The following is a 25935-nucleotide window of genomic DNA, read 5'->3' on the forward strand; positions in this document are numbered from 1 at the left end:
GTTTCGCCACCGCCACCCCGCCGGCCTATTGCGGCTCGGGCACCAGCACTTCACGCTTGCCGACATGGTTGGCGGGGCTGACAACGCCCTGTTCCTCCATCTGTTCCACCAGCCGCGCGGCCTTGTTGTAGCCGATGGCCAGCTTGCGTTGGATGTAGGAGGTGGAGCATTTGCGGTCGCGAATGACGATCTGCACCGCCTGGTCGTAGAGGGCGTCATCGGAGTTGGTGTTGCCGCCAAGGCCGAGGACGAGGTCGATGTCGCTTTCCTTCTCCTCGTCAGGGCCTTCGACGACACCGCCCACATATTCGGGCGGGCCATAGCTCTTGAGGTAGTTGACAACCTCCTCGACCTCCTCGTCGGAAACGAAGGGACCATGCACGCGCATGATGCGCGCTCCACCGGCCATGTAGAGCATGTCGCCCTGACCCAGAAGCTGCTCGGCCCCCTGCTCGCCGAGGATGGTGCGGCTGTCGACCTTGGAGGTGACCTGAAACGAGATGCGGGTGGGGAAGTTGGCCTTGATGGTGCCGGTGATGACATCCACCGAAGGCCGCTGCGTGGCCATGATGAGGTGAATGCCGGAGGCCCGCGCCATTTGTGCCAGCCGCTGGATGCAGGCCTCGATCTCCTTGCCCGCCACCATCATCAGGTCCGCCATCTCGTCGACGATGACGACGATGTAGGGCAGGGTCTCCGGCGCGAACTCCTCGGTCTCGAAGACGGGCTCGCCGGTTTCCTCGTCAAAGCCCGTCTGGACGGTGCGCGAGAACATCTCGCCGCGCGCCAGGGCATCGCGCACGCGGGCATTGTAGCCCTCGATGTTGCGCACGCCCATCTTCGACATCTTGCGGTAGCGGTCCTCCATCTCGCCCACCACCCACTTCAGCGCCACCACCGCCTTCTTCGGGTCGGTGACCACGGGGGAGAGCAGATGCGGGATGCCGTCGTAGACCGAGAGCTCGAGCATCTTCGGGTCGATCATGATCAGCCGGCACTCCTCGGGCGAGAGCTTGTAGAGGAGCGACAGGATCATGGTGTTGATCGCCACCGACTTGCCCGAGCCGGTGGTGCCGGCGATCAGGAGGTGCGGCATCTTGGCGAGGTTGGCCACCACCGGATCGCCGCCGATGTCCTTGCCGAGCGCCAGCGGCAGGCGCATGTGGCTGTCGCCGAAGTCGCGGCTGGCGAGGATCTCGCGCAGCACCACTTTCTCGCGGTTCACGTTCGGCAGCTCGATGCCGATGACGCTGCGCCCCGGCACGGTGGAGACGCGCGCCGACAGCGCCGACATCGAGCGGGCGATGTCATCGGCCAGCCCGATCACGCGGGAGGCCTTCAGCCCCGGTGCGGGCTCGAGCTCGTACATCGTCACCACCGGGCCGGGGCGGACGGTGACGATCTCGCCCTTCACGCCGTAATCCTCGAGCACGTTCTCCAGCATGCGGGCGTTTTCCTCCAGCGCCTCGTCGGAGAGGTGATGGCGCGGGATCTCCGCCGGGTCGGTCAGCAGCGACAGCGGCGGCGGCTCGTAGGCCGGCGGCGGGGTTTCCTCGAGCGGCAGCCCCGGCTGGGCTTCGGCCATGGCGCGGCGCGAGGGGGCGGGCGCCTTGCGCGGCGTGTGCTGCACCACGGGGCGCGTCTGCGGCGCAGGGGCGGCGCGCGGGGGCGCCGCGGCGTTCACGGCGTCCCGACGCGCACCGGGCTCCGCCGGCCCGTGAGCGGCCCCTTGAACGGTCCCTTGCGCGGCGCACGACGCGGGCCGAGCTGCGGCGGCGAGGGTGTCAAGCTGCTCCAGATCCTGCTCGTCCTCGACCACGGCGAAGCCGGCGACCTCGTCGTCGCCCTTGCGCACGAGCGGCGTTGACGTCCGGCTGACGGGCGGCTCGCTGCGGGGCTCGATCGTCATCGCCTGACGCTGGCGCACCCGGCTGCGGATCACGTCGGCGATCTTGGCGCGGATGCGCTCCTCGCCCGAAAGCTCGGGCTCCCCGGGCGCCGCGGCGGGCGGCTCGGGGGTCTCGGGCACTGTCCCGGCGCGTTTCATCAGCCCCGGCAGGCGAAGTTTCAGCGGTCCGCGCAGCTGAGTTTCGGCGTCCGCAGCGGACTGCGCCGGCGCGGGTTGCGGCGCCGATCGCATCGGGTCGGGCTCCTGGCCGCGGCGGGCGGCAAGCGGAGGCTCGGCCCTCGCCGTGCGGCTGGTGCGCGGGGCTTCGGTTGCTTCGCGCGAGGATGCGGCCACGCGCGGGCCGGCCGCAGCGGCCGCGGTCGCATGCGCGGTGGCGGTGGTGGGTTCGGGCATGGGCCGGTCGGCCGCGGAGTCGCGGGCGCGCGCCCGGCGCTCGAGCGCCGCCGCCGCCAGTCGCCCGGTTGCGCCGAGCGCGGCGGCGAGAAACGCCACGATCCCGGCATAGGCGAGCACGGTGCCGCGGGCCATGAAGGCGAGAAGGCGGCGCAACTCGCCCGGCGTCATCCCGATCACGAAGGCATTGACCGCAACCGCCGCGCCGGCAGCGACGAGCGCGGCCATCCGCACTCCGAAGTCGAGGTCGACCGGCATCAGCCCGAGGATGGCGCCCAGCACGGTATCGCCGAAAAGTCCTCCGAGGCCAAAGGAATGGCTCCACGACGGTGGCGGGGTGAGCGAGGCCGCGAAGACCGAGACCACCGCCACCGCGATCGGCGTGAACACCGTGCGGCCGAGCGCCCGTTCTGCTCCGATGTGCAGCACGCAGCGCAGTCCCCAGGCGATGGCAGTGGCGGCGAGCGCCCATGCGCCGTGACCAACCACGATCATCAGCGGCGCGGCGATGGAGGCGCCGAGCAGGCCGAGCGCGTTCTGTGTCGGCCCGTCGCCGACCGAGAGCCAGCTCGGGTCTTCGGGACTGTAGGTGGCCAGCATGGCAGCCAGCGCGCCGCCCAACGCGATCAGGAAAAGGCCGAGAAGCTCCGCGGCGCGCCTTTCGATGACGGCCTGCGTGTGGGGGTCGAACAGCGGTTCACGTTGCCTCGCCTGATAGGATGCCATCTGCTCCAGCCCTCGTTCAGTAAAGACAATCACGCAGCGCGATCAGTGCGCGCCGCAATTCCTCGGCCTCAGCCACCATCGCCACCCTGATGAAGCCGTGGCCGGGGTTCTCCGGCCCTTCGCCGCGGCCTAGATAGGCGCCGGGCAGCACGCGGATGCCCGCCTCGCGCCAGAGCTTCAGCGCTGCCGCCTCGCCATCCTCCACCGCCAGCCACAGAAAGAAGCCGCCCCGCGGCGGAAAGTAGCCCGGCACCTGGCCGAGGATCTCGTCGGCAATCCGGTATTTCTGCTGATAGAGCGCCCGGTTCTCGACCACGTGGGACTCGTCGTTCCATGCCCGCTGGGCCACGCGCTGGAGCGGCAGCGGCAAGGGCGCCCCGGCATAGGCGCGCAGCCTCTTGAGATGCTTGAGCGTCTCTGCCCCCCCGGCGACGAAGCCTGATCTCAGCCCCGGCAGGTTCGAGCGCTTCGAGAGCGAGTTGAAGATCACCACCCGCTCGGGATCGGCGCCGATCTCGCGTGCGACCTGCAGCGCGCCCACTGGCGGCGCGTCGCGCCAGATTTCCGAATAGCACTCGTCGGCGAACACGCGGAAGTCGTGGCGCTCGGCAAGCTCGATCAGCGCGCGCCAATAGTCATGCGAGGCGACCGCACCCTGCGGGTTCGATGGCGAGCAGAGAAAGGCGATTTCGGTGCGCTCGAGCACATCAGCGGGCAGCGCGGCGTAGTCGGGCAGAAAGCCTGTCTCGCGCGTGGCCGGCACATAGACGGGCTCGGCACCCGCGGCCAGCGCACCGACGGCATAGACCTGGTAGAAGGGGTTGGGCATCAGCACGGCAGGCCGCCCGCCGGTCTTCGCCGTCTCCGGGCAGAGCGCGAGCACGGCGTTGAACAGCCCCTCGCGCGAGCCGTTCAGTGCCATGATCTCGCGCTCGGCATCCACGTCGACGTTGTAGCGGCGGTGCAGCCAGCGCCCGATCGCCTCCAGCAGCTCGGGCGCGCCGTCATTGGGCGGGTAGCGGCCGAAGCCGTCGGCATTCTCGGCCACGACATCGGAGACCCAACCGGGAAAGGGGTGACGCGGCTCGCCGATCGACAGAGACAGCGGCTCGCCCCCCGGCGCGTGGGAGTCGAGCAGCGCCCGCAGCCGCGGGAAGGCATATTCTGGCAGGTCCGAGAACCGCTCGGGTGCACGCATCTTGTCTGTCTGCCTCGTCTTCGGGGTCGTTGTTGGGAATGCCCCGATTGCACGCCAGCATAGCGGCCGGCTCTGCGCCCGTCCAGAAAACCGTGCAAGGACGCGCAGTTGGGGCGGGGACCTGTGGCTTTCAGGCCAGCGCAGCCTCGGCCGCCGAGCCAAGGCGCAACAGCCGCTCCTCGCTGCCCGGCGGGATCATCAGCATGATCCCCGTGGCCGGAACGCCCGTGGGCAGGGTCAGCGCGGCAAGCCCCATGAGGTTGCCGATGCGGGTGTTGCGCAAGGTCAGAAGGTTCTCGGTGCGGTAGTATTCGTCGTCGCTCATCAGCCGATCGATCTTGGGCGGCAGGTTCGGCGCGGTGGGCAGGATCACCGCGTCAAACCCGGCCGTCTCCTCCTGCCAGCGTGCCCGGAACGTCTCCAGCTTGGCCCAGGCGCGGATGTAATCGCGCGCGAGCACGTCGCGCCCGCCGCGGAAGCGCGCGAGGATCTGCGGAAACATCTTCTCCGGTGCGGCTTCGATTTCCCTCTCCCACGTCGCATAGGCCTCGGCGGCAAAGAGCACCGGCGAGAGCGCATGCGCCTCGGCCACGAACGGCAGGGCCCGCCGCTCGATGCGCGCGCCTGCCGCCTCGAGGCGGGCTACCGCATTCTCGAAGCCCGCGGCAGGTTCGGGGCGGAGGTCATCGAGCGCCACCGTCTCGAGCACCATCAGCCGTGCGCCGGCAAGGCTGGCGCCGGCAAGGTCGGCCGGCCGCCCACCCTCGAGCGCGGCGAGCGCCAGCGCGGCATCCTCCACGGTGCGGGCGAGCGGCCCGACCGTGTCAAAGCGCGGGCAGAGCGGCACGACGCCCTCGAGCGACAGCCGCCCGTGGCTCGTCTTGAGCCCGACGAGATCGTTCCAGGCGGCCGGAATGCGCACCGAGCCGCCGGTGTCCGAGCCGATGGCGAGCGGCGCCAGCCCCTGCGCCACCGAGGCCGCCGCGCCCGAGGAGGAGCCCCCCGCCACCGCCTCGCCGTCATGGCGGGCGGGGGGCGTCTCGGTGACCGGATTGAGGCCGAGGCCCGAGAAGGCAAGCTCGGAGAGATGCGTCTTGCCGAGGCAGACGGTGCCGGCGAAGGTGGCGTTCCGCACCACGCGGGCATCGCGCTCGGGCACGCGGCCCGCGAGCAGCGCGGAGCCGGCCTCGGTGGCGATGCCGGCGGTGTCGAAGAGATCCTTCCAGCTCACCGGCACCCCGTCGAGCAGGCCGCGGCGCAGGCCGGACCGGGCGCGCGCGCGTGCCGCTTCGGCCTCGGCGCGGGCGCGCTCGGGCGTCGGGCAGGCATAGATGCGCGGGCTCAGCGGATGTGCCTCGATGGCGGCAAGGAAGGTTTCGGTGAGATCCACCGGGTCGATGCGGCCTGCCTCGATGCCCCGGCCAAGCTCGGCTGCCGGCGTCTCCAGCCATTCCTGCGACATCTCGCCCTCCCTGATCCTGAGTGCGGGCGACGGTAGCGCCGGCGCGGGATATGGACAATCCTTCCCGCCGCCCCATAAGTCAGGGCATGGCGGATTGCGACGCGATCATCGTGGGCGGGGGGCTGAACGGCTCGGCCTTGGCTCTGGCGCTGGCCCAGGGCGGGCTGAAGGTGGTGCTGGTCGATGCGCTGAGCCGCGCGGCGCTTGCCGACGAGGCCTTTGACGGGCGCGGCTATGCGCTGGCGCTCGCCTCGCAGCGGCTTCTGGCGGCCATCGGCGTGTGGCCGCAAGTGGCGCCGAATGCCCAGCCCATTCTCGAGATCAAGGTGACGGACGGGCGCGCGGGCGAGGGCAATCTCTCGCCCTTCGTGCTCGAGTTCGATCACGCCGAGATCGACGAGGGGCCGATGGGCTACATGGTCGAGGACCGCTTCCTGCGCCGTGCGTTTCTCGATGCCATTGACGGGCAGGAACGCATCGAGGCGCTGCACGGGGTGCGGGTGACGGGTCATGCGCCCGGCCCGGCGGACGTGCGCGTGACGCTCGATGACGGGCGGGAGCTGACCGGCTCGGTCCTGCTTGCCGCCGACGGTCAGCATTCGCCCAGCGCGGCGCGGGCGGGCATCCGCCGGATGAGCTGGTCATACGGGCAGACTGCACTTGTCTGCGCGATCGCCCATGAGCGGCCGCACCATGGCGTGGCGCATCAGTTCTTCATGCCGCCGGGGCCGCTGGCCATCCTGCCGCTGCCGGGCAACGTCTCCTCCATCGTCTGGACGGAGAGCGACGCCGAGGCCGCGCGCATCGCGGCGCTGGACGATGAGGCCTATCTCGAGGAGCTGCGCCCGCGCTTCGGCGGCTTTCTCGGCGAGATCGCCCTCGCCGGCGCGCGGTTTTCCTATCCGGTTCCGTTTTCGGTGGCCCATGCCTTTGTCGGCGAGCGGCTGGCGCTTGTCGGGGATGCCGCGCACCGGCTGCATCCGATCGCGGGGCAGGGGCTCAATGCCGGGCTCAAGGACGTGGCGGCGCTGGCGGAGGTTCTGGTGGAGGCGCGCCGCCGCGGCGAGGACATCGGCCGGGCCGATGTGCTGGAGCGCTACCAGCGCTGGCGGCGCTTCGACACCGCCACGCTGGCGCTTGCCACCGACGGCTTCAACCGGCTGTTCTCGAACGACAACCCGCTCTTGCGGCTCGGCCGCGATCTGGGGATGGGTATCGTCGGCGCGCTGCCGGGGCTGCGGCGCGCGCTCATTCGCGAGGCGGCAGGGCTGACCGGCGATCTGCCGCGCCTCATGCGCGGGCGTCCGGTGTGACTGACGGGGGCTCCGCCCCCGCGCTGCGCGCTCCCCCGGGGTATTTTCACCCAGGGTGAGAGGGGCAGGGGCGGCTCATGCCGGGGGTCAGTCGAGGGGGCGGGCCTCGTGGACGAGCATGACCGGGATGCCGCCGCGGATGGGATAGGCCAGATGCGCCGCCTTCGAGACAAGTTCCATGCGCGCCGGGTCGAAGACGAGCGGCGCGTGCGTCTGCGGGCAGACCAGCGCCTCGAGCATCCGGCGGTCGAAAGCGGGTTGTTCGCTCATTGCATCCGGTCCTCGCCGCTGCCGCTGCCAGCAAGCGCGAAGCGGATCAGCGTTACGAGGGTTTCGCGCCGGGTGGCAAGCGAAGGGGCTTCGAGAAGCGCCTGCTTGTCCTCGGGGTCGAAGGGGCAGAGCATCGACAGCGAGTCGATCAGCAATTCATCGTCCGCCTCGCGCAGCGAGTCCCAGTCGGTGCGGAGCTGCTCGGCCTCGAAGTAACGGGCCAGCAGGGCAAGAAAGGCCCCCCGGTCGAGGTTCTCATCCGTCTCCGGCCCGCCGAGGTCGCGCTCGAAGCCCTGCCAGCTCACCTCGCAGCGGCGGTAGGGGGTGAAGCCTTCGACCTCGCCGGTAACGCGGAAGCGGGAGACGCCGGTGAGCGTGATCATGTAGCGCCCATCCTCGGTTTCGGAAAAGGCGGTGACACGCCCGGCGCAGCCGATCGCATGCAGGCGCGGGCGCTCGGCGCGGGCGTCGGGATAGGGCTGGATCATGCCGATCAGGCGGTGGCTCGTCTTCAGCGTGTCGTCAAGCAGCGCAAGATAGCGTGGCTCGAACACATGCAGGGGCAGCCGCGCACGCGGCAGGAGCAGCGCGCCGGGAAGCGGGAACACGGGCAGGATGTCGGGCAGGTCCATTGCTGTGAGCATGAAGTCGAGCCTAGCGCGCCAAGGGCTTCAGGCAAATATCATCGAGGACAGCCTGCGCCGCCCGCTTTGCGCGATGGGGTCGTTGGGCGGCAATGCCTCGAAGATGGTGAAGAGCTGTTTCTTGGCGGCTTCGTCGTTCCAGTTCCGGTCGCGGCGGAAGATTTCCAGCAGTTCGTCGACCGCCTCGGCCACCTTGCCGGCGGCATAAAGCGCCTGAGCGTAATCGAAGCGCGCCTGCAGGTCATCGGGGTTGGCCTCGACCCGGGCCCGGAGTTCGTCGACCGGGCCGGCCTTGGCTGCCTGCTTCTTCAGTTCGAGCTGGGCATGGGCTGCCTCGAGCTCGGGCGCGTGCGAGATTTCGGCGGGGGCGCCGTTGAGGATCGCTTCTGCCTGCTCGAGGTCGCCCAAGGCGAGATGGGAACGCACCAGCCCTGCATAGGCGGCGGCGTTGTTGGGCTCTTCCTGCAGGATGGCGGCGAAGGTTTCGGCCGCATCGGCAGCCGCGCCCTGCTCGAGCATCTCCTCCGCCGCGGCAATCGCCTCGGCGAGCCCGCCATCTCCGGCGAGCGCGGCCAGCCGGTCGATGAACGCCTTGATCTGCGAGCCGGGGATGGCGCCCTGGAATCCGTCCACGGGCTGGCCCTGCCAGAAGGCGTAGACGGTGGGGATCGACTGGATGCGCAGCTGCGCGGCGATGGCCTGGTTCTCGTCGACATTGACCTTGGCCATGCGCACCTTGCCGCCCGCGGCCTTCACCGCTTCCTCGAGCGCGGGGCCGAGCGTGCGGCACGGCCCGCACCACGGTGCCCAGAAATCGACGATCACCGGCACCTCGCGCGAGGCCTCGATGACCTCGGTCATGAAATCGGCTTCGCGGACGTCCTTGATCAGATCGGCTTTCGGCGCCGCCGCTTGCGCGCCTTGTCCCAGTTCGAGCATTTCGGGTTCCCCATCTAGCGTTCTTGCCGCACAATATGCGCCCGGGCCTTGCGCAGTTAAAGGTCGAAGCGCGCAAAGACCGGCGCATGGTCGGAGGGCTTCTCCCAGCCGCGCGCCTCCTTCAGGATCATCGAGCCATGGCCGGCGCCGGCGATGTCGGGCGAGGCCCAGATATGGTCGAGCCTGCGACCGCGGTCGGAGGCGGCCCAGTCGCGCGCGCGGTAGGACCACCAGCTGTAGAGCCGGCCGTCGGGAATGTCCTTGCGCGTGATGTCCACCCAGCCGCCGGCCTCCTGCACCTTGCCGAGCGCCTCCACCTCCACGGGCGTGTGGCTGACCACGTTCAGGAGATCCTTGTGCGACCAGACGTCGTCCTCGCGCGGGGCGATGTTGAGATCGCCCACGAGGATCGTGCGCTCGGGCCGCTCGGCGCGGAACCAGTCGCGCATCTCGGTGAGGAAGTCGAGCTTGTGGGCGAATTTCCCGTTCGCCTCCGGGTCGGGAATGTCGCCGCCGGCGGGGACGTAGAAGTTGTGGATGACAACGCCGTTTGAGAGTCGCGCGGCAACGTGGCGTGCCTCGGGCCTACCGGTGAATTCGCGGTGGCCGGCGTCCTCGATCGGCAGGCGCGAGAGGATCGCCACGCCATTGTAGCCCTTCTGACCGCGGGCGACGAAATGCGGATAGCCGAGCGCGGCGAAGTGGTCGGCGGGCATCTTCTCCACCGGCGATTTGCACTCCTGCAGGCAGAGGATGTCGGGCGCCTGCTCGCGCAACAGCTTCTCCACGAGGCCGGCGCGCAGGCGCACCGAGTTGATGTTCCACGTGGCGATGGTGAAGGGCATGGCTTCCCCCTCTGCTCGTCTTGCCGGCCCGCCTAGCACGCGTTGTCGGCAGGTGCCACGGGGGTGGTTGACAATGGTGGCGCTCTTCGCAATACCGACACATGTCGGTAAAGGGGATTGGCAGGATGAACCTCTCACGCAGGCGGCTTACCCGGGATGACCGGCGGGCGCGCATTCTGGAAGCGGGGCGCAAGGTTTTCGCTCAGCACGGCTTCGGGGCCGCGCAAATGGAACACATTCGGGCCGCCGCGGGCCTGTCGCGGGGCGGCCTTTACCATCACTTCGCGGCGAAGGAAGAGATCATGGCCGCCCTCGTCGATGCCGAGTGCGCCAGCCTGGCCGCGCGGGTAGAGACGGCGCCGCTTCCCCTCGTAGCCCTGGTCGAGGCGGGCTCGGAGATGCTGGGCGCGGGTGCGGCGGGTTTCGATCCGGCCTGGCTCGAGGGGCGTCAGGAACGCGAGCGCTACCTCGCGGCGCGGGAGGCGGCGGAGGCGCGTCATCTGCGGCCGGTCATCGAGACGGCGCTGCAATCGGGCATTGCCGAGGGGCGTTACCGGAACGTCCCGCCCCGTCATGTGGCAGAGCTGTTCCTTACGGTGAACGCCCGGCTGAACCGGCTTGCCCTCCTGGACGGGTCGCCGCTCGCCGACATCGCCGGGTTCGCGGCAACCGCGCTCACCGCGCTGGGCTGCCTTTTGGGGGCGGAGAGGGAGTTCTCCGACCTCGCCCTGCGCATCGGCCGGTGGGGGGCGGAGACATGATTGCCGCCTTTCTTGGCATTGTCGCGGCGCTTTCCGGTCTCGCCTTCCTGATGATGCGCAGCATCGAGGGCGCGCAAAGTCCCGAGGGCTGGCCGGGCCTTCCGGTCTGGCTTCTGGCGGTGTGGAGTCCTACCATCGCCGCGGTGCTCCTCAGCTGGCGGGCGGGCGAGCTTGGCGGGCTTCTCTCCCGCGCCGCCGAGTTCCGCTCCGTGCCGGCGGGCGTCTGGCTCTTGGTCGCGGCGCCGGTGGTGATGGCCGTCCTACAGCGCGCCCCGGCGGAAGCGGTCGGGCAGGCGGGGTTGCCGGGGCCGGCGCTTCTCCTGGCGATGGTGGGGCTGAACCTCTTTCTCGGACCGCTCGGTGAGGAGTTCGGCTGGCGCGGCTGGCTGACGCCGCGGCTTGAGGCAGGCATGCACTGGCTGGTGGTTGCAGCCGTGGTGGCGGGTGTGTGGTTCGTCTGGCACATGCCGCTCTGGGCGGTCGATTCGCCGCAGCGCGTGATTTCGCCGGTGCTGTTCGGCATGCACGTGCTTGCATATGCCTTTCTGATCGCCGCCGCCCAGCGGCTTTCCGCCGGATCGCTCGTGCCGGCCATTGCGCTGCATCTCGCTTTCAACCTTGCCGCGAACCTCGCGCTGTTCACCCTTGGCCCGGACCCGGCCGAATGGTTCCGCCGCAGCCTTCCCTTCTACGCCACGCTTGCCTCCTTGGCTGTCGCATGGGCGTTACTGGCCGACCGCAGCTGAAAAAGGGCCCGGGCCGAAACCCGGGCCAGTCCAACAGGGAGGTACATGCCAAGACCCCGGCATGAAGGGAAGACAATCACCTTGTCGCCGATTCGCGCGCGCTCGGCCTTGATCTGGATCAGGCCACGAGCCGGTAGCCGCCCGACTCGGTGACCAGAAGCTGTGCGTTCGAGGGGTCGGGCTCGATCTTCTGCCGCAGCCGGTAGATGTGAGTCTCGAGCGTGTGGGTGGTCACGCCCGCGTTGTATCCCCACACCTCGTGCAAGAGCACATCACGCGGCACCACCCGGTCGGAGGCGCGCAGGAGGAACTTCAAGATGTTCGTTTCCTTCTCGGTGAGCCGGATCTTGCGCTGATCCTCGGTGATCAGCATCTTCATCGCCGGCTTGAAGGTGTATGGGCCAAGCTGGAAGATCGCATCTTCCGACTGTTCGTGCTGGCGCAGCTGGGCGCGGATGCGCGCCAGAAGAACCGGAAACTTGAAGGGCTTGGTCACATAGTCATTGGCGCCCGCGTCGAGGCCGAGGATGGTGTCGGCATCGGTGTCATGGCCGGTGAGCATGATGACGGGGCATTTCAGCCCCTGCTTGCGCATCCGCTTGCACAGATCGCGCCCATCGGTATCGGGCAGGCCGACATCAAGAAGCACCAGATCGAAATGACCGGCCTTCACCTTTTCCATCGCCTCCGCACCGCTCGCTGCTTCGAAGACGTCGAAATCCTCGGTCATGACCAGCTGCTCGCCCAGCGCCTCGCGCAGGTCGTCGTCGTCGTCCACGAGCAGGATCTTCTTGAGCTTGCTCACTGTTCAGGCCTCCCTTCAACTGCCCGGAAATCTGAGCATCGTGCCGGTGCGGGGCAAGATTTGCTGCAATGATTTCACGCCCTCGTGTCGACAGCGGCGGAATTGTTTCATATCTGAGGCTTCCCAGCCTGCGGTGCAGACCCATGTCCCTCACCCCGACCCAGACCGAACTTCTTGCCCGCGCCCGCGCCGATCTGCGCATGGGCGTGCCGGTGGTGCTCGCCGGCGGCGCCGGTGGCGCGGTCATCGCCGCGGCCGAGACACTCGCGCAGGAGCGGCTTGAGGATCTGCGCGCGCTGGGCCGGCCGGAGCTTGCCCTGACCGCCCGGCGTGCGGCCACGCTCAAGGCGCGTGCCTATGATGGCGATCTGGCGCGCATCGTCATTCCCGAGGAGGCCGGCGCGGCGTGGATCGCCGCCGCTGCCGACCCGGCTGATGATCTCGCCCACCCCCTGATGGGTCCCTTCATCGCGCGGCGCGAGGGCGAGGCCGGGTTTGCGCGGGCGGCAATCGCGCTTGCCAAGTCGGCCCGGCTGCTTCCCGCGGCGGTCGTGGTGGAGGTGGAGGCGCCGGGCGAGCTTGCGCATGCACATGGGCTCACCCTTCTGCCGCTCGAAGGCAGCCTGCCCGCCGCGACGGCCGGGCTTTCGGAAGTGGTGAGCGCGCGTGTGCCGCTCGCGGTGTCCGAGGCGGGGCGTCTGCATGTCTTCCGGCCCGAGGACGGCAGCGAAGAGCACTACGCCGTCGAGATCGGCGCGCCGCCGCGCGAGGCGCCGGTGCTCGCGCGCCTGCATTCGGCCTGTTTCACCGGCGACCTTCTGGGAAGCCTGAAATGCGACTGCGGCCCGCAGCTGCGCGCGGCACTCGCCCAGATGGGCGCGGAGGGCGCGGGCGTGCTGCTCTATCTCAACCAGGAGGGCCGCGGCATCGGGCTGGCCAACAAGATGCGCGCCTATTCGCTGCAGGATCAGGGCTTTGACACGGTCGAGGCCAACCACCGCCTTGGCTTCGAGGATGACGAGCGCGATTTCCGCATCGGCGCCGAGATCCTGCGCGCCATGGGCTTTTCCCGCGTGCGGCTTCTGACGAACAACCCCGCCAAGGTGGCGATGCTCGAGCGTTGCGGCCTGAAGGTGGTCGAACGGGTGCCGCTCAAGGTGGGCGAGAACCCCCACAACGCCGCCTATCTCGCCACCAAGGCAAAGAAGTCGGGCCACCTGCTGTGACGCGCGGCGCGCTTGTGCTGACCCCGCGCGGCCTGCGCTTCGGCGCGCGGCTCATGCCCTGCGCCATCGGGCGGGCCGGCATCACCGCCTCCAAACGCGAGGGCGACATGGCCACGCCTGCCGGCACGCTGCGCATCACCGGCTGCCTCTACCGGCCCGACCGGATGGCGCGCCCCGTGCCCTGGGCGCGGCCGATCGGCCCGCGCGACATCTGGTCTGATGATCCGGCCGACCCGCTCTACAACCGGCCCGCGCGCGCCCCGCGCGCCTTCTCGCACGAGGCGCTGCGCCGGGCAGACCGGCTCTACGACCTGATCCTGACGACCGACTGGAACGCCTCGCCGCCCCGCCCGCGGCACGGCTCGGCGATCTTCCTGCACCGCTGGCGCCGTCCGGGCTTTCCCACGGCGGGCTGCATCGCGCTCGCGCCGGCCGATCTCCTCTGGCTCGTCCGCCACATCGAGCCGGGCACGCCCCTTGTGGTGCGCGGCTGATCTCTCACCCTGGGCCAAATACCCCCGCCGGAGGCACGCGCGCCTGAAGGCGCGCGTTCCCTCTCAGCCGTCGGCGCGGAGCCGATCGTTCTTCGGGTCGTAGGGGCTGTCCTCGACCACCTCGGCAGGCCAGAGCGCGTCGAACATCTTCACCTGAAGCTTCGTGCCGGGCTCGGTCAGATCGGGGCGCACATAGCCCATGCCGATCGACTTGCCGAAGGCAACCGACCAGCCGCCCGAGGTCAGCCGCCCGACCCGTTCGCCACCCGCATAGAGCGCCTCGCGCCCCCACGGGTCGGCATCGTCCGGCCCGTCAATGAGGAGCGTGACGCATTTCGAGCGGATGCCCCTGGCCAGCATCGCCTCCTTGCCGGTGAACTCCTTGGAGAGATCGACGAAGCGGTCGAGCCCGGCCTCGAGCGGGGTGGCATCGCGGCCAAGCTCGTTGCCGAAGGCGCGATAGCTCTTCTCCTGCCTCAGCCAGTTCTGCGCCCGCGCGCCCACCGGTTTCATCCCGTGCTTCTCGCCCGCTTCCCAGAGCTCGTCCCACAGGTAGTTCTGCATCTCGATGGGGTGGTAGAGCTCCCAGCCGAGCTCGCCCGTGTAGGCCACCCGCACCGCGTAGACGGGGCACATCTTCAGCTCGATGCGGCGCATCGACAGCCACGGGAAGCGCGCATTCGAGAGCACCGTCTGGGGCTCGGCGTCGCGCACCAGCTCCTTGAGCACATCGCGCGAGCGCGGCCCGGCGATGGCGAAGGTGCCCCACTGGGTGGAGATGTCGTGAATGTCCACCCAGCCGCCACCGGCGGCGATGAAATCCTCCGCCGCCTTGCGCAGGTAGTCGCCGTCATAGGCCGTCCATGCGCCGGCGGAGATGAGCACGAATTCGTTCTCGGCGAAGCGCACCATGGTGTACTCGGTGCGCGTGGTGCCCGCTTCGGTCAGCGCGTAGGTCAGGTTGATGCGCCCCACCTTGGGCAGGCGGTTGCAGGTGAAGCGATCGAGAAACGCCGCCGCCCCCGGCCCGCGCACCAGATGCTTCGTGAAGGCGGTCGCATCGATCAGCCCAACATTCTCGCGGATCGCCCGCGCCTCGGCCTCGGCATAGGGCCACCAGGCGCCCCGGCGGAAGGAGCGCGCCTTCTCGTCGAAATCGGCCGGCGCATCCTTGGGCCCGTAGTAGTTGGGCCGTTCCCAGGCGTTCACCTGCCCGAACTGCGCGCCCATGGCCTTCTGCCGATCGTAGGCCGGGGCGGTGCGCAGCGGCCGGCAGGCGGGGCGCTCCTCGTCGGGATGATGGAGGATGTAGACGTGCTCGTACGCCTCCTCGTTCTTGCGCGCGGCGTATTCAGTGGTCATCCAGTTGCCGTAACGCTTCGGGTCGAGGCTGGCCATGTCGATCTCGGCCTCGCCCTCGACCATCATCTGCGCCAGATAATAGCCGGTGCCGCCGGCGGCGGTGATGCCGAACGAAAAGCCCTCGGCCAGCCACAGGTTGCGCAGGCCCGGTGCGGGGCCCAGAAGCGGGTTGCCGTCGGGCGTGTAGCAGATCGGGCCGTTGAAATCGTCCTTCAGCCCCACCGTCTCGGCCGAGGGGATGCGGTGGATGAAGGACATGTATTCCTCCTCGATCCGCTCCAGATCGAGCGGGAAGAGATCGGCGCGGAAGCTGTCGGGCACGCCGTAGAGAAAGCGCGCGGGCGCGCCCTTCTCGTAGGGCCCCAGGATCCAGCCGCCGCGCTCCTCGCGCACATACCACTTGGCGTCGGCGTCGCGCAGCACCGGGTGCTCGGGGTGATCCTTGCGGAACTCGACAAGCGCGGGGTCAGGCTCGGTCACGATATACTGATGCTCGACCGGGATGGCCGGGATCTTCAGCCCCAGAAGCCGCGCGGTGCGCTGGGCGTGGTTGCCGGTGGCGGTGACCACATGCTCGGCCTCGATCACCACCTGCTCGTCGGAGGGCAGCAGGTTGCCGCCCTTCTCCACCATCTTCGTCGCCGTCACGCGCCAGTGGTCGCCGGCCCACTCGTAGCCGTCCACCTGCCAGCGCCGCTCGATGGTCACGCCGCGCTGGCGCGCGCCCTTGGCCATCGCTTGCGTCACGTCGGCGGGGTTTATGTAGCCGTCGGTGGGGTGGTAGAGCGCGCCGACGAGATCCTCGGTGCGCACCAGCGGCCAACGTTCCTTGATCTCTTTCGGGCTCAGCCACTCGTAGGGGATGCCCACCGTCTCGGCCGTGGTGGCGTAGAGCATGTATTCGTCCATCCGCTCGCGCGTCTGGGCCATGCGCAGGTTGCCGACCACCGAGAAGCCGGGGTTCAGCCCCGTCTCCTCCTCCAGCGTCTTGTAGAACTTCACGCTGTAGTCGTGAATGTGGCTGGTGGCGTAGCTCATGTTGAAGAGCGGCAGGAGCCCGGCGGCGTGCCATGTGGAGCCGGCGGTGAGCTCGTCGCGTTCCAGAAGCATCACATCCGACCAGCCCGCGCGGGCGAGGTGGTAGGCGATGGAGGTGCCGATGGCGCCGCCACCGACGACGAGGGCCTTGACCGAGGTCTTCATGGGATGACGCTCCAGCAGAGAAAACGGATCGCCGCCAACATGCCGATTTCGGGCCGCGGCGGCAAAGGCCAGCCGACGCAATCGCGCCGAAATGCGACCTGATCGCGCCGCGCGCGAGAGATGCCGCCCCTCAGCGGCCGCGCGGGAACAGCGCCTCGAATCGTTGAAGCGGCAGGGCCGGCGCCAGCACCGCCCGCAACTCATCCAGTTTCGGGTCGGCCGGGCGCAGGAGCCGAAGGCAGACATAGTCCTGCACCATCGCCGCCTGCTGCTCAAAGCCGTAGGAGAGAAACGGCCGGCCCGGCGCGATCTCGTAATGGTAGGGGTCGACCTTGCGCCAGGATTCGAGCGCGGCCTTCCACGGTGCGTAGCCCGTGATCCGGCGGTTCTGCCACTGCCAGACATGGGTGAGTTCATGGGCGAGAAGCAGCGCGTGCGGCAGCCGCCAGTAGCGCGGCCAGAGCGGCAGCGAATCGGCGGTGTAGTCCTCGCCGAGGTAATGGATGCGCGAGCCCAGCACGAAGGCCGCGGGCGGACGCCGCCCCTTGCGCGGCCGGTCGCGGCGGCAGGCGTCGGGGCTGACGCGCGCGCGGCGCAGCTCCCACGCGGGCGGTGGCGGAGGCGGCGGCAACAGGCCGATGTCGCGCGCCACGCCCATGCGCGCGGTGTCGATGCTCTCGCCGAAGAGTGCCCGGGCGAAACCGGCCTCGCCCTCGCTCAGCGGCCGCGCGCAGGCGGTCAGGATGACAAGGACAAGAAGGGCCGCCGCGCGCCCCATGCTCAGAGCATGGACGGCAGCACCAGATCGGGCGGGCGGTGGCTGTCGGCGAAGGTCTTGATGTTGATGATGACCTTCTCGCCCATCTCGATGCGCCCCTCGCGCGTGGCCGAGCCCATGTGCGGCAGCAGCACCACATTGGGCAGCTCGCGCAGCCGCGGGTTGATCGACGAGCGTTGCTCGAAGACGTCAAGTCCCGCCCCGGCAATCTCGCCTGCCCGCAGCGCGCGCGTCAGCGCGTTCTCGTCGATCACCTCGCCGCGGGAGGTGTTCACGATGATGGCGCTCGGCTTCATCAGCTTCAGCCGTCGGGCGTTGATGAGATGGAAGGTCGCCGGCGTATGTGGGCAGTTGACGCTGATCACGTCCATCCGGCTGAGCATCTGGTCGAGGCTTTCCCAGTAGGTGGCCTCGAGCGCCTCCTCTATCTCGGGGCGCAGGCGGTGGCGGTTGTGGTAGTGGATCTGCATGCCGAAGGCGCGCGCCCGCCGCGCCACCGCCTGGCCGATCCTGCCCATGCCGAGAATGCCAAGCCGCTTGCCGCCCACGCGCCCGCCGAGAAAGGCCGTGGGCGCCCAGCCCTGCCACTCGCCCGCCTGCATCACCGCGAGACCCTCGGGAATGCGGCGGATGACGGCGAGCATCAGCGCGATGGTCATGTCGGCGGTGTCCTCGGTGACCACGCCGGGGGTGTTCGTGACCAGAATGCCGCGCTGACGCGCGGTGGCCACGTCGATGTGGTCGATGCCGGCGCCGTAGTTGGCGATGAGCTTCAGCCGCTCGCCGGCGCCGGCGAGAAGCGCCTGGTCGATCCGGTCGGTGATGGTGGGCACGAGCACGTCGGCGCGCTGCATGGCGGCGGCGAGCTCCTCGCGGCTCCAGGGGCGGTCGTCATCCCTGAGCTCGACGTCGAAGAGCTCCTTCATGCGCGTCTCCACCGTCTCGGGCAGGCGTCGCGTGACGACAACACTCAGACGTTTCGAGGGCATTCCCTGACTCCCCGTGCTTTTCCCCGCGCCTTTCCGGTGGCAAGGTTGCAGCAAACGAGGCACGGCACAAGCGCTTCGGCCGGTCTTTGGAGCGGCACGGGCGCGCAGCTGACGAGGCGGGCAGCATGATCGGAAGGTGGAACGGTGGAACGCTCCGGCGTGCCTTGGGCGCCGTGGGCTTGGTGCTGTTTTCGGCAGCTCTCGGGGGTGCCGACCCGGCGCCGCAGGTGGCGGGCGCGCGCGGCCCGGTTACCAACCTGCCGATTCCCCGCTACGTGTCGCTGAAGGCCGCCGAGGGCAATGTGCGGCGTGGCCCGTCGCTGACCCACCGCATCGACTGGGTCTACAAATGGCGCAACATGCCGCTGCAGGTGGTGGACGAATTCGGCCACTGGCGGCGGGTGCGCGACAAGGATGGGGCCGGCGGCTGGATGCACTATTCGCTCCTGTCGGGCACGCGGACGGTGATCGTCGAGCAGGACATGCTCGAATTGCACCTCAGGCCCGATGCCGCGTCGCAGGTTGTCGCCCGCGCCGAGGCGGGGGCCATCGCCCGGCTGGGCGCCTGCGGGCCGCGCTGGTGTCGTCTGACTGCCGACGGCGTGAAGGGCTGGGCGCCGAAAGAGGCGCTCTGGGGTGTTGACCCTGACGAGATTCGCGACTGAGCGCCGGCGCGGCGGGGTCTCGGGGGCCGGGCAGAGGCCAGCCGGGTGGCTTGCGCTTGCCTCCTGGCGGCCGGTTCCGCTAGGCGGGGCGGGTGGCGGCTGGAGGCTGGCAATGCAGGACGCTGAACGCAACCGGCTCAATCTCTCGGCCGGGGCATTCTCGGTCGCGGTGGCACTGGTGCTGGTGCTCGCCAAGCTGTGGGCGCTGGGGCAGACGCAGGCCCTGTCCGTGGCTGCGAGCCTTGCCGACAGCGCGCTCGACCTGATGGTTTCGCTCGGCGGGCTCGCGGCGATGGCCTATGCAACCCGCCCGCCGGACGAGGACCACGCCTTCGGTCACAGCTCGGCCGAGGATCTTGCGGCTCTGGGCCAGGCACTTTTCATCCTCGCCGCCTCCGGGGTGATCGGCTGGGCGGCGGTGGAGCGGCTCCTGTCGCCGGAGCCGCCGCCGATCACGGCAGAGGGGCGCGGCATGGCGGTGATGGCCCTCTCGATCTTGCTGACGCTGGCGCTCATTGCGTGGCAGCGGCATGTGGCGCGGCGGACCGGAAGTCGCGTCGTGCGGGCCGACATGCTGCACTATGCCGGCGATCTGCTGCCCAATGTGGGGGCGCTGGTTTCGCTCTGGGCGTCGGCGACGCTGGGGCTCAAGCATGTCGACAGCGTGGTGGCGCTTGGTGCGGCGATGATGCTGGCCGTGGGGGCGATCGGCATCGGCAAGGGGGCGTGGGATGCGCTCATGGATCGCGCCGCACCGCCTGAGGTGATTGCCGGGATCGAGCGCATCGTGGCGGGATTTCCCGGCGTGCGAGGCTGGCACGACCTCAAGACGCGCACCGCCGGCAGCCGAGTCTTCGTCAACATCCACATCGAGCTTGACGGCGACCAGAGCCTCGAGGAGGCGCATGCGATCGGCGCGGCGCTGCGGCGGGCAATCCTGAAGGCGTATCCGCAAGCCGATGTCATCATTCACAAGGATCCCGTGGGAGTGACGCCGCACCCCGACGACCCCGCGCGCGGGTGAGGAGCGAAGGGGCGCCGCCCCCTCTGCCGCCCGAGCTGGCCGCGGGCGGCATTCAGCCCGGGGTGTATTCGCCCAAGGTGAAGGTGCGATAACGGGCCCCGTCCGGGCGCGGGATGCGGGCGCCGGACAGGTGTGCCGGGGGGCGGCGCGATCGGCTGTCACCCTCCGCCGCGATGTCGCGAAGGACCGGCTCCGGAGCGCTTTGCGACCGGCCGGCAGCGGCGGGGCCTCATTTCGTCCCGGCAAGGAGCGCAGGAGCCGCGCATGGGCAGCAGAAAGGATGTCCGGTTTTCCCGGCCCGCGCGCAGATAGACCAGCTCGCGCGCCAGCGCTCGCACCAGGCCGACGCCGAAGCCGCCCTCTGGCAGGCTGCCAAGCGGCACGTCGGAGCGGGGCATCCGCCCCTCGGGCAGGCGATGCCCGGGAAGCGGCGCGCCGTCGTCGCGCAGCTCGCATCGGATGCCGCCGGGCTCGACAGTGATGGCAAGATCGAGGATGCCGCCCTGATGCCCGGCAATGCCATGCTCGACGATGTTGTTGAGCAGCTCGGCGAGCACGATCTGCAGATCGTTTCGCGTGCCGGCCGGCACGCGCGCCTCAAGGCAGTGGCAAGCGGCCTTTGTCACGAGCTCGCGCACCGACCCTTGGCTGGCCGGCGCCATCAGGCGGAAACGGCGCCTGCGGATGCTGTCGGGTGGACAGGCAGGTGATCTTGCCCCGTCATGAGGCATGCTGCGGCCCTGTGGCACTGTCGGCATTGCCGTGGATGGTGAAGACCCGATCCATCCGCGTGAGCCGCAGAACCTTTGCCACCGCGCCGTGCACCCCGGCAAGCTCGAGCCGTCTTGCCGGAGCAAGAAACTTCATCACCGAGACAAGGGCGCCAAGGCCGCTGCTGTCGAGAAACTCGACGGCGGCAAGATCGAGGATCACCCGTTCGGGAGAGTCTTCGGCCAGCTCGCGCATCCGGTCCTTGAAGGCGATGGCGACGGCCGCGTCGAGCCTCGGTTCCTTCACCGCCACCACGCGGGCGTTGCCCACATCAGATGTCTGAAGCCGCATCCGCTCCTCCCTTCTGGCCGCGGGCAGGCTAGACGCCATTTGTTGCCATTCGGTAAGCAGGGTTCGTCATGGCAAGGAGGAATCGATGCGCGACGTGGTCATCGCGGGGGCGGCCCGCACGCCGATGGGCGGTTTTCAGGGGGTTTTTGCCGGCGCGACCGCGCCCCAGCTGGGCGGCATTGCCATCGAGGCGGCGCTGGTCGATGCCGGAGCCGCCCCGGAACTCGTGGACGAGGTCGTGATGGGCTGCGTCCTGCCGGCGGGACAGGGGCAGGCGCCGGCGCGGCAGGCCGGATTTCTGGCCGGGCTCGGCGAAGAGGTTCCGGCCACGACGCTCAACAAGATGTGCGGTTCGGGCATGAAGGCGGCGATGGTGGCGGCCGACCAGATCGCGCTGGGCGGCGCCAACGTGATTGTGGCGGGCGGCATGGAAAGCATGACCAACGCGCCCTACCTGCTGCCCAAGATGCGCGCCGGTGCGCGGCTGGGCCATTCGCAGGCCATTGACCACATGTTTCTCGACGGGCTCGAGGACGCCTACGAGAAGGGGCGGTTGATGGGCACCTTCGCGGAGGATTGCGCCGAGGCGTTCCAGTTTACCCGCGAGGCGCAGGACGAATATGCGCTCGCTTCGCTCAGCCGTGCGCTCGAGGCGCAGAAGACCGGCGCCTTTGCGGGCGAGATCGTGCCCGTCTCGGTCAGCGGGCGGGCGGGCGCGAAGCTCGAGCGCGGCCGCCGGGAGGGAGCGACGGTGGTGGAGGCCGACGAGCAGCCGGCGCGGGCGAAGCCGGATAAGATCCCGCATCTGAAGCCCGCCTTCCGGGAGAACGGCACGGTCACCCCGGCCAATTCGTCGTCGATCTCCGATGGCGCCGCCGCGCTGGTGCTGGCCGATGCAGCCACGGCCGAGGCAAGGGGGCTGAAGGTGCGCGCGCGCATTCTCGGCCATGCCACCCATGCCCAGGCACCCGGTTGGTTCACCACTGCGCCGGTGCCGGCGGCACGAAAGCTGCTCGACCGGCTGGGCTGGAAGGCGGAAGATGTCGACCTGTGGGAGGTGAACGAGGCCTTCGCGGTGGTGCCTATGGCGTTCATGCGCGAGATGGGGCTTGATCATGCCATCGTGAACGTCAACGGCGGGGCCTGCGCGCTGGGCCATCCCATCGGCGCCTCCGGGGCGCGTATCATCGTGACGCTGCTCAATGCGCTGGAGAAGCGCAACCTGCGCCGCGGTGTCGCCGCCATCTGCATCGGCGGGGGCGAGGGCACGGCGATTGCCATCGAGCGGGTGTGAGCAGGTCATGCGCGCGGATTATGGCGAACTTGCCCGACGCATTTCCGGACTGACCGCGGGCGAGCGCGACATGATCGCGCTGATGGCGACGCTCGCCTGCGAGATCCACCATGCCGACGCACGCTTCGACTGGACGGGCTTTTACCGCGTGGTCGCGCCGGGGCTGCTCAAGATCGGGCCCTATCAGGGCGGTCACGGCTGCCTGACCATCCCGTTCGGGCGAGGTGTCTGCGGTGCGGCGGCGCGCACCGGCCAGACGCAGATCGTGCCCGATGTCGATGCCTTCCCCGGCCATATCGCCTGCTCCGCCTCGACCCGCTCGGAGCTTGTGATTCCGGTGTTCAACGGCGCCGGCGCGCTCCTTGGCGTGCTCGACATCGACAGCGACCAGCCGGACGCCTTTGACGAAGGGGATGCGCGGGCACTCGACGAAATCCTTGCGCAGGCGTTTCGCGATGTCTCGGCCTGACACGGGGGCGCAGGCAGCGGCCTACGCGCCGCCCGATGTGCCGCTCGACATCATTCATGCCGATCACGAGATCCTCGTCGTCAACAAGCCGGCGGGATTGCTCTCGGTTCCCGGCAAGGGGCCGGAGCTTGCGGACTGCCTCATCGCCCGGCTCCGCGCGGCGTTCCCGGATGTCCTGCTGGTCCACCGGCTCGACCGTGACACCTCCGGCGTGATGGTCTTTGCGTTGACGCCGCACGCGCAGCGGCATCTTGGGCTGCAGTTCGAGAAGCGGCAGGTGCGCAAGAGCTATGTCGCGCGGGTCTGGGGGCGACTGGAGCCGCGGACGGGAACCATCGAGCTGCCGCTTGCGGTGGACTGGCCGAATCGTCCCCGCCAGAAGGTTGACCACGAGAACGGACGTCCGGCGGAGACGGCGTGGCGGGTGGTCCGCCACGAGGGCGACACGACGCGCGTGCGGCTGTTTCCCAGGACCGGGCGCAGCCATCAGCTCAGGGTCCACATGGCCGAGCTGGGGCACCCGATTCTCGGCGATCCGCTCTATGCCGAGGGCACGGCGCGGGATGCCGAGCGGCTGATGCTGCACGCCGAGGAACTGAGATTCCGCCACCCGGACGGCGGCGCCGGCGTGCGGTTTTCGGCGCCCTGCCCCTTCTAGACCTTCCGAATGCGGGCGAACGCGGGAACCTGTGCGCATGTCATGCGCTAACATGCTGAATTGGCGTCGGTCGTGCTGATTGTGGTTGAGGCGTTGGCAAGATTTCCTTACCAATTCATCCTGTCGCCGGAACGCGGCGGGAGATGGCACTCCGCCGAGACACGGGCGGCCGACAGACTCGGGAGGAAACGATGACAGAGAAACAGACCACCCGTCGCGGCGCGCTGCGCACCCTGGCCACGGCCGGGGCCGCCACGCTTGCCGCGCCCCATATCGCAACCGCACAGGGCCAGACCACGACATGGAAGGTCCAGACCAGCTGGCCGGGCGGCATCGGCCTGCAGATCTTCAAGGACTGGTGCGCCAGCATCATCGAGAAGACCGGCGGCGAGCTCGCCTTCCAGCCCTTCGGCGCCAATGACGTGGTCGGCGACTTCCAGCTCTACGACGCGGTGAAGAACGGCGTGCTCGACGCCGTGAACCCCTTCACCATCTACGCCCAGGGCATCATTCCGGCCGCGACATTCCTGACCTCCTACCCGCTCGGTCTGCGCTACCCGCATGAGTGGGACGTGTTCTACTACGCGCTCGGGGGGCTCGAGATCGCGCGCGAGCTCTACGCCAAGCAGGGCATGTATTTCGTCGGGCCGATCCACCACGGGCCGAACATCATCCACTCCAAGGTGCCGATCCGCTCGCTCGACGACTTCCGCGGCCGCAAGATGCGCCTGCCGGGCGGCATGGTGGCCGAGGTTTTTACCGAGCTTGGCGCCGAGACCACGGTGCTGCCGGGGTCGGAGATCTTCCCCGCGCTCGAGAAGGGCACCATCGACGTGGCCGATTATGTGGGGCCGGCCGTCAACTACGCCCTCGGCTTCAGCCAGGTGACCAAGTACATCTCCATGGGCCCGCCGGGTTTCATGTCGCTCTACCAGCCGGTGGACCTCATGGATCTCACCGTGGGTCAGGCGGCGTGGGATGCGCTGAGCCCGCAGATGAAGCAGTTCGTGGAGATGGAGGTGCACGTCTACTCCGACATGCACCACGCCGCGATCCAGAAGGCCGACCAGGAAGCCTGGAAGAAGTTCGAGGCCGATGGCGTGGAAGTCACCCGCCTCAGCCAGGACGACGTGGAGCTGATGACCGAGATCGCCGTGCCGATCTGGTTCAAGTACGCCAACCGCGACCCCAACGCGGCGCGCATCTTCAAGATCCAGCTCGACTACATGATGTCCGGCTCGCTCGGCTACGTGACGCCCGACATGATCGAGGGGCTCGAGCTCAAGCTCTGAGCCGGGCTTTACGTCAACGGGGTCGGGTCCGCGCCTCAGCGCGGGCCCGGCTCGCTCAGGCTGCATAAAGGCCGGAACGTCTCTCATGCCGCATATCGACTTCACCCTGCCGCACTGGGCCTACTGGGTGGGCCTGATCGTCTTTCCGCTGATCGCGATGGTGATGGCCAGGCGCCCGCGCCCGGAGGTCAGTTCCTACTCCCCGGTGCTTGCCTATTTCATCCTGATCACTGGCGGGATGATGGGGCTGCACCGCTTCTACCTGCGCAATCTCTGGGGGCTCGTCTATGTGCCTCTGCTGGTGTTCGTGCTGATCGCCAACGCCAATGAGCGCGAGGCCCGCAGCGCCTACAGCGACGCGCTGAACGTGGTGCGCGTGGCCGAACGCACGCTCGAGCGCGAGCGCCCGAGGCTCGAGAGCGCGCGCCAGGAGATCGAGCGCCTCAAGGCCGAGATCGGCGAGCTCGAGGAGGGCTCCTTTGCCCTGCGCTCGGCTCAGCGCAAGCTGGAGCGCGCGGAAGAGCGCCTGAAAACCGGGCAGGAGCGCATTGCCCAGGCCGAGGCTGACCTTGCCGCGGCCCTCCCTGCCGAGGAGGCCGCAGCCGAGCGCCGCGCCTTCTGGAACAGCGCCGCGCGCTACACCTTCTACCTAATTCTCGCGCTCATGGCGGTGGACGCTGTGCTGATCCCCGGCCTTGTGCGCCGGGCCAATGCCTCGATCGACCGCGAGGCGGAAGCGGCCGAGAATGCCGCGATCCGCGCCGCTGTAGAGGCGCAAGAGGCCGTGGAGAGCCGGCGGGCCGATCACGAGTTTGCCGAGAACTGGATCGACAAGCTGTCGCTCTACGCCGGCGAATTCGTCAGCTACTGGGCGGTGATCGCGGTCTTCGTCTACTACTTCGAGGTCATCTCCCGCTACCTGTTCAACTCGCCCACCAGCTGGGCACACGAGTCGATGTACCTGATGTTCGGCATGCAGTATCTGATCGCCGGCGCCTACGCGATGTTGACCGAGGCGCATGTGCGGGTGGATGTCTTCTACGCCCCGCTCTCGCGCCCGAAGAAGGCCTGGGCGGATCTCTTCACCTCGATCTTCTTCTTCATCTTCGCCGGAACGCTTCTGGTCACCTCCTACACCTTCGCCATGGACGCTATCGCGGTGCCCTCAGGCAACGCGGTGATCTCCGACTGGGCGCGGGGCGAGATCGGCTTTGGCGAGATGCTCTCGCAGCTCTCGCTCGAGCAATGGACCGACCCGAACATCCGCTGGGGCGAGATCAGCTTCAACGAGTGGGAAATCCCGCTCTGGCCGATGAAATGGGTGATGGTGATCGGCGCGCTTCTGTTGATCCTTCAGGGCATCTCCAAGCTCGCCAAGGACATCCGCGCCATTCGGGAAGGGGCCTGA

At 69.0% G+C, this 25935-nt stretch carries 25 protein-coding genes; 12 read left to right on the forward strand and 13 right to left on the reverse strand.

What is annotated here, in order from left to right; translation table 11 throughout:
- Positions 1 to 25 precede the first annotated feature (25 nt).
- The 3 genes from BLQ14_RS01835 to BLQ14_RS01845 all read right to left on the reverse strand — a co-directional run bounded on the left by BLQ14_RS01835 (position 26) and on the right by BLQ14_RS01845 (position 5688).
- Positions 26 to 3028, reverse strand: coding sequence for a DNA translocase FtsK (locus BLQ14_RS01835; protein WP_092497588.1), 3003 nt, complete (start codon positions 3026 to 3028; stop codon positions 26 to 28).
- A 16-nt stretch (positions 3029 to 3044) separates the two neighbouring features.
- Positions 3045 to 4226, reverse strand: a complete 1182-nt coding sequence (locus BLQ14_RS01840) for an aminotransferase class I/II-fold pyridoxal phosphate-dependent enzyme (protein ID WP_092497590.1) — start codon at positions 4224 to 4226, stop codon at positions 3045 to 3047.
- A 130-nt stretch (positions 4227 to 4356) separates the two neighbouring features.
- Entirely contained in the window at positions 4357 to 5688 is a 1332-nt protein-coding gene (locus tag BLQ14_RS01845) for an amidase (protein ID WP_092497592.1), read from the reverse strand.
- Positions 5689 to 5738: 50 nt separating this feature from the next.
- Here BLQ14_RS01845 and BLQ14_RS01850 point away from each other — a divergent pair, with 50 nt between their 5' ends.
- Positions 5739 to 7001, forward strand: coding sequence for an FAD-dependent monooxygenase (locus BLQ14_RS01850; protein WP_092497594.1), 1263 nt, complete (start codon positions 5739 to 5741; stop codon positions 6999 to 7001).
- Positions 7002 to 7088: 87 nt separating this feature from the next.
- Here BLQ14_RS01850 and BLQ14_RS01855 read toward each other — a convergent pair whose 3' ends face one another.
- From BLQ14_RS01855 to BLQ14_RS01870, 4 genes are read right to left on the reverse strand one after another with little or no spacing between them, the layout of a single operon-like run.
- Positions 7089 to 7271 carry a Trm112 family protein gene (locus tag BLQ14_RS01855; RefSeq protein WP_092497596.1) on the reverse strand — a complete coding sequence of 61 codons (183 nt, stop codon included), beginning with the start codon at positions 7269 to 7271 and terminating at the stop codon, positions 7089 to 7091.
- Positions 7268 to 7915: an LON peptidase substrate-binding domain-containing protein gene (locus BLQ14_RS01860; RefSeq protein WP_092497598.1), complete on the reverse strand. Its 648-nt coding sequence runs from the start codon at positions 7913 to 7915 to the stop codon at positions 7268 to 7270. Before BLQ14_RS01860 ends, BLQ14_RS01855 begins: the two co-directional genes overlap by 4 nt.
- A 27-nt stretch (positions 7916 to 7942) precedes the next feature.
- Positions 7943 to 8854, reverse strand: coding sequence for a thioredoxin (gene trxA / locus BLQ14_RS01865; protein WP_092497600.1), 912 nt, complete (start codon positions 8852 to 8854; stop codon positions 7943 to 7945).
- Positions 8855 to 8910: 56 nt separating this feature from the next.
- Positions 8911 to 9699 (reverse strand): exodeoxyribonuclease III, encoded by a 789-nt coding sequence (locus tag BLQ14_RS01870; RefSeq protein ID WP_092497602.1) that lies wholly within the window; start codon positions 9697 to 9699, stop codon positions 8911 to 8913.
- Between the two features lie 125 nt (positions 9700 to 9824).
- Here BLQ14_RS01870 and BLQ14_RS01875 point away from each other — a divergent pair, with 125 nt between their 5' ends.
- Together BLQ14_RS01875 and BLQ14_RS01880 are read left to right on the forward strand one after the other, a co-directional pair.
- Positions 9825 to 10460 carry a TetR/AcrR family transcriptional regulator gene (locus tag BLQ14_RS01875; RefSeq protein ID WP_170068380.1) on the forward strand — a complete coding sequence of 212 codons (636 nt, stop codon included), beginning with the start codon at positions 9825 to 9827 and terminating at the stop codon, positions 10458 to 10460.
- On the forward strand, positions 10457 to 11206 hold the full coding sequence (locus tag BLQ14_RS01880) for a CPBP family intramembrane glutamic endopeptidase (RefSeq protein ID WP_092497606.1): 750 nt from the start codon (positions 10457 to 10459) through the stop codon (positions 11204 to 11206). Before BLQ14_RS01875 ends, BLQ14_RS01880 begins: the two co-directional genes overlap by 4 nt.
- A gap of 118 nt (positions 11207 to 11324) precedes the next feature.
- On the opposite strand, the gene BLQ14_RS01885 is transcribed toward BLQ14_RS01880, so the two are convergent.
- Positions 11325 to 12011: a response regulator transcription factor gene (locus BLQ14_RS01885; protein ID WP_092497609.1), complete on the reverse strand. Its 687-nt coding sequence runs from the start codon at positions 12009 to 12011 to the stop codon at positions 11325 to 11327.
- A 143-nt stretch (positions 12012 to 12154) separates the two neighbouring features.
- Here BLQ14_RS01885 and ribA point away from each other — a divergent pair, with 143 nt between their 5' ends.
- Complete coding sequence (gene ribA, locus BLQ14_RS01890) at positions 12155 to 13237, forward strand: GTP cyclohydrolase II (protein WP_092497611.1); 1083 nt, start codon at positions 12155 to 12157, stop codon at positions 13235 to 13237.
- A complete protein-coding gene (locus tag BLQ14_RS01895; RefSeq protein WP_245656847.1) occupies positions 13234 to 13731 on the forward strand; it encodes a L,D-transpeptidase family protein in 498 nt (165 codons plus the stop codon). Before ribA ends, BLQ14_RS01895 begins: the two co-directional genes overlap by 4 nt.
- A gap of 63 nt (positions 13732 to 13794) precedes the next feature.
- Here the strand turns inward: BLQ14_RS01895 and BLQ14_RS01900 are convergent, their stop codons facing one another.
- The 3 genes from BLQ14_RS01900 to BLQ14_RS01910 form a co-directional block, all read right to left on the reverse strand.
- Complete coding sequence (locus tag BLQ14_RS01900) at positions 13795 to 16296, reverse strand: GcvT family protein (protein WP_092497613.1); 2502 nt, start codon at positions 16294 to 16296, stop codon at positions 13795 to 13797.
- A gap of 130 nt (positions 16297 to 16426) precedes the next feature.
- On the reverse strand, positions 16427 to 17074 hold the full coding sequence (locus tag BLQ14_RS01905; RefSeq protein ID WP_092497615.1) for a hypothetical protein: 648 nt from the start codon (positions 17072 to 17074) through the stop codon (positions 16427 to 16429).
- Positions 17075 to 17076: 2 nt separating this feature from the next.
- Positions 17077 to 18063, reverse strand: a complete 987-nt coding sequence (locus BLQ14_RS01910; protein ID WP_092497617.1) for a 2-hydroxyacid dehydrogenase — start codon at positions 18061 to 18063, stop codon at positions 17077 to 17079.
- A 125-nt stretch (positions 18064 to 18188) separates the two neighbouring features.
- Here BLQ14_RS01910 and BLQ14_RS01915 point away from each other — a divergent pair, with 125 nt between their 5' ends.
- Positions 18189 to 18728 (forward strand): SH3 domain-containing protein, encoded by a 540-nt coding sequence (locus BLQ14_RS01915; protein ID WP_092497619.1) that lies wholly within the window; start codon positions 18189 to 18191, stop codon positions 18726 to 18728.
- A 112-nt stretch (positions 18729 to 18840) separates the two neighbouring features.
- A complete protein-coding gene (locus BLQ14_RS01920) occupies positions 18841 to 19752 on the forward strand; it encodes a cation diffusion facilitator family transporter (protein WP_092497622.1) in 912 nt (303 codons plus the stop codon).
- A gap of 158 nt (positions 19753 to 19910) precedes the next feature.
- Here BLQ14_RS01920 and BLQ14_RS01925 read toward each other — a convergent pair whose 3' ends face one another.
- Positions 19911 to 20510 (reverse strand): ATP-binding protein, encoded by a 600-nt coding sequence (locus tag BLQ14_RS01925; RefSeq protein ID WP_092497624.1) that lies wholly within the window; start codon positions 20508 to 20510, stop codon positions 19911 to 19913.
- Positions 20473 to 20814, reverse strand: a complete 342-nt coding sequence (locus BLQ14_RS01930; RefSeq protein ID WP_092497626.1) for an STAS domain-containing protein — start codon at positions 20812 to 20814, stop codon at positions 20473 to 20475. Before BLQ14_RS01930 ends, BLQ14_RS01925 begins: the two co-directional genes overlap by 38 nt.
- An 85-nt stretch (positions 20815 to 20899) precedes the next feature.
- Between BLQ14_RS01930 and BLQ14_RS01935 the strand changes: the two genes are divergently transcribed.
- From BLQ14_RS01935 to BLQ14_RS01955, 5 genes are all read left to right on the forward strand, one after another.
- Positions 20900 to 22108 carry an acetyl-CoA C-acyltransferase gene (locus BLQ14_RS01935; RefSeq protein WP_092497628.1) on the forward strand — a complete coding sequence of 403 codons (1209 nt, stop codon included), beginning with the start codon at positions 20900 to 20902 and terminating at the stop codon, positions 22106 to 22108.
- Between the two features lie 7 nt (positions 22109 to 22115).
- Positions 22116 to 22577, forward strand: coding sequence for a GAF domain-containing protein (locus tag BLQ14_RS01940; protein WP_092497630.1), 462 nt, complete (start codon positions 22116 to 22118; stop codon positions 22575 to 22577).
- Complete coding sequence (locus BLQ14_RS01945; protein ID WP_092497632.1) at positions 22564 to 23235, forward strand: RluA family pseudouridine synthase; 672 nt, start codon at positions 22564 to 22566, stop codon at positions 23233 to 23235. Before BLQ14_RS01940 ends, BLQ14_RS01945 begins: the two co-directional genes overlap by 14 nt.
- A 191-nt stretch (positions 23236 to 23426) precedes the next feature.
- The gene (gene dctP / locus BLQ14_RS01950) at positions 23427 to 24527 is read left to right on the forward strand and encodes a TRAP transporter substrate-binding protein DctP (protein WP_092497634.1); all 1101 of its coding nucleotides are present in this window, start codon (positions 23427 to 23429) and stop codon (positions 24525 to 24527) included.
- A gap of 85 nt (positions 24528 to 24612) precedes the next feature.
- Positions 24613 to 25935 carry a TRAP transporter small permease subunit gene (locus BLQ14_RS01955; protein WP_092497636.1) on the forward strand — a complete coding sequence of 441 codons (1323 nt, stop codon included), beginning with the start codon at positions 24613 to 24615 and terminating at the stop codon, positions 25933 to 25935.

The organism is Meinhardsimonia xiamenensis (genome assembly GCF_900102905.1).
In the GTDB taxonomy this organism is placed as follows: domain Bacteria; phylum Pseudomonadota; class Alphaproteobacteria; order Rhodobacterales; family Rhodobacteraceae; genus Meinhardsimonia; species Meinhardsimonia xiamenensis.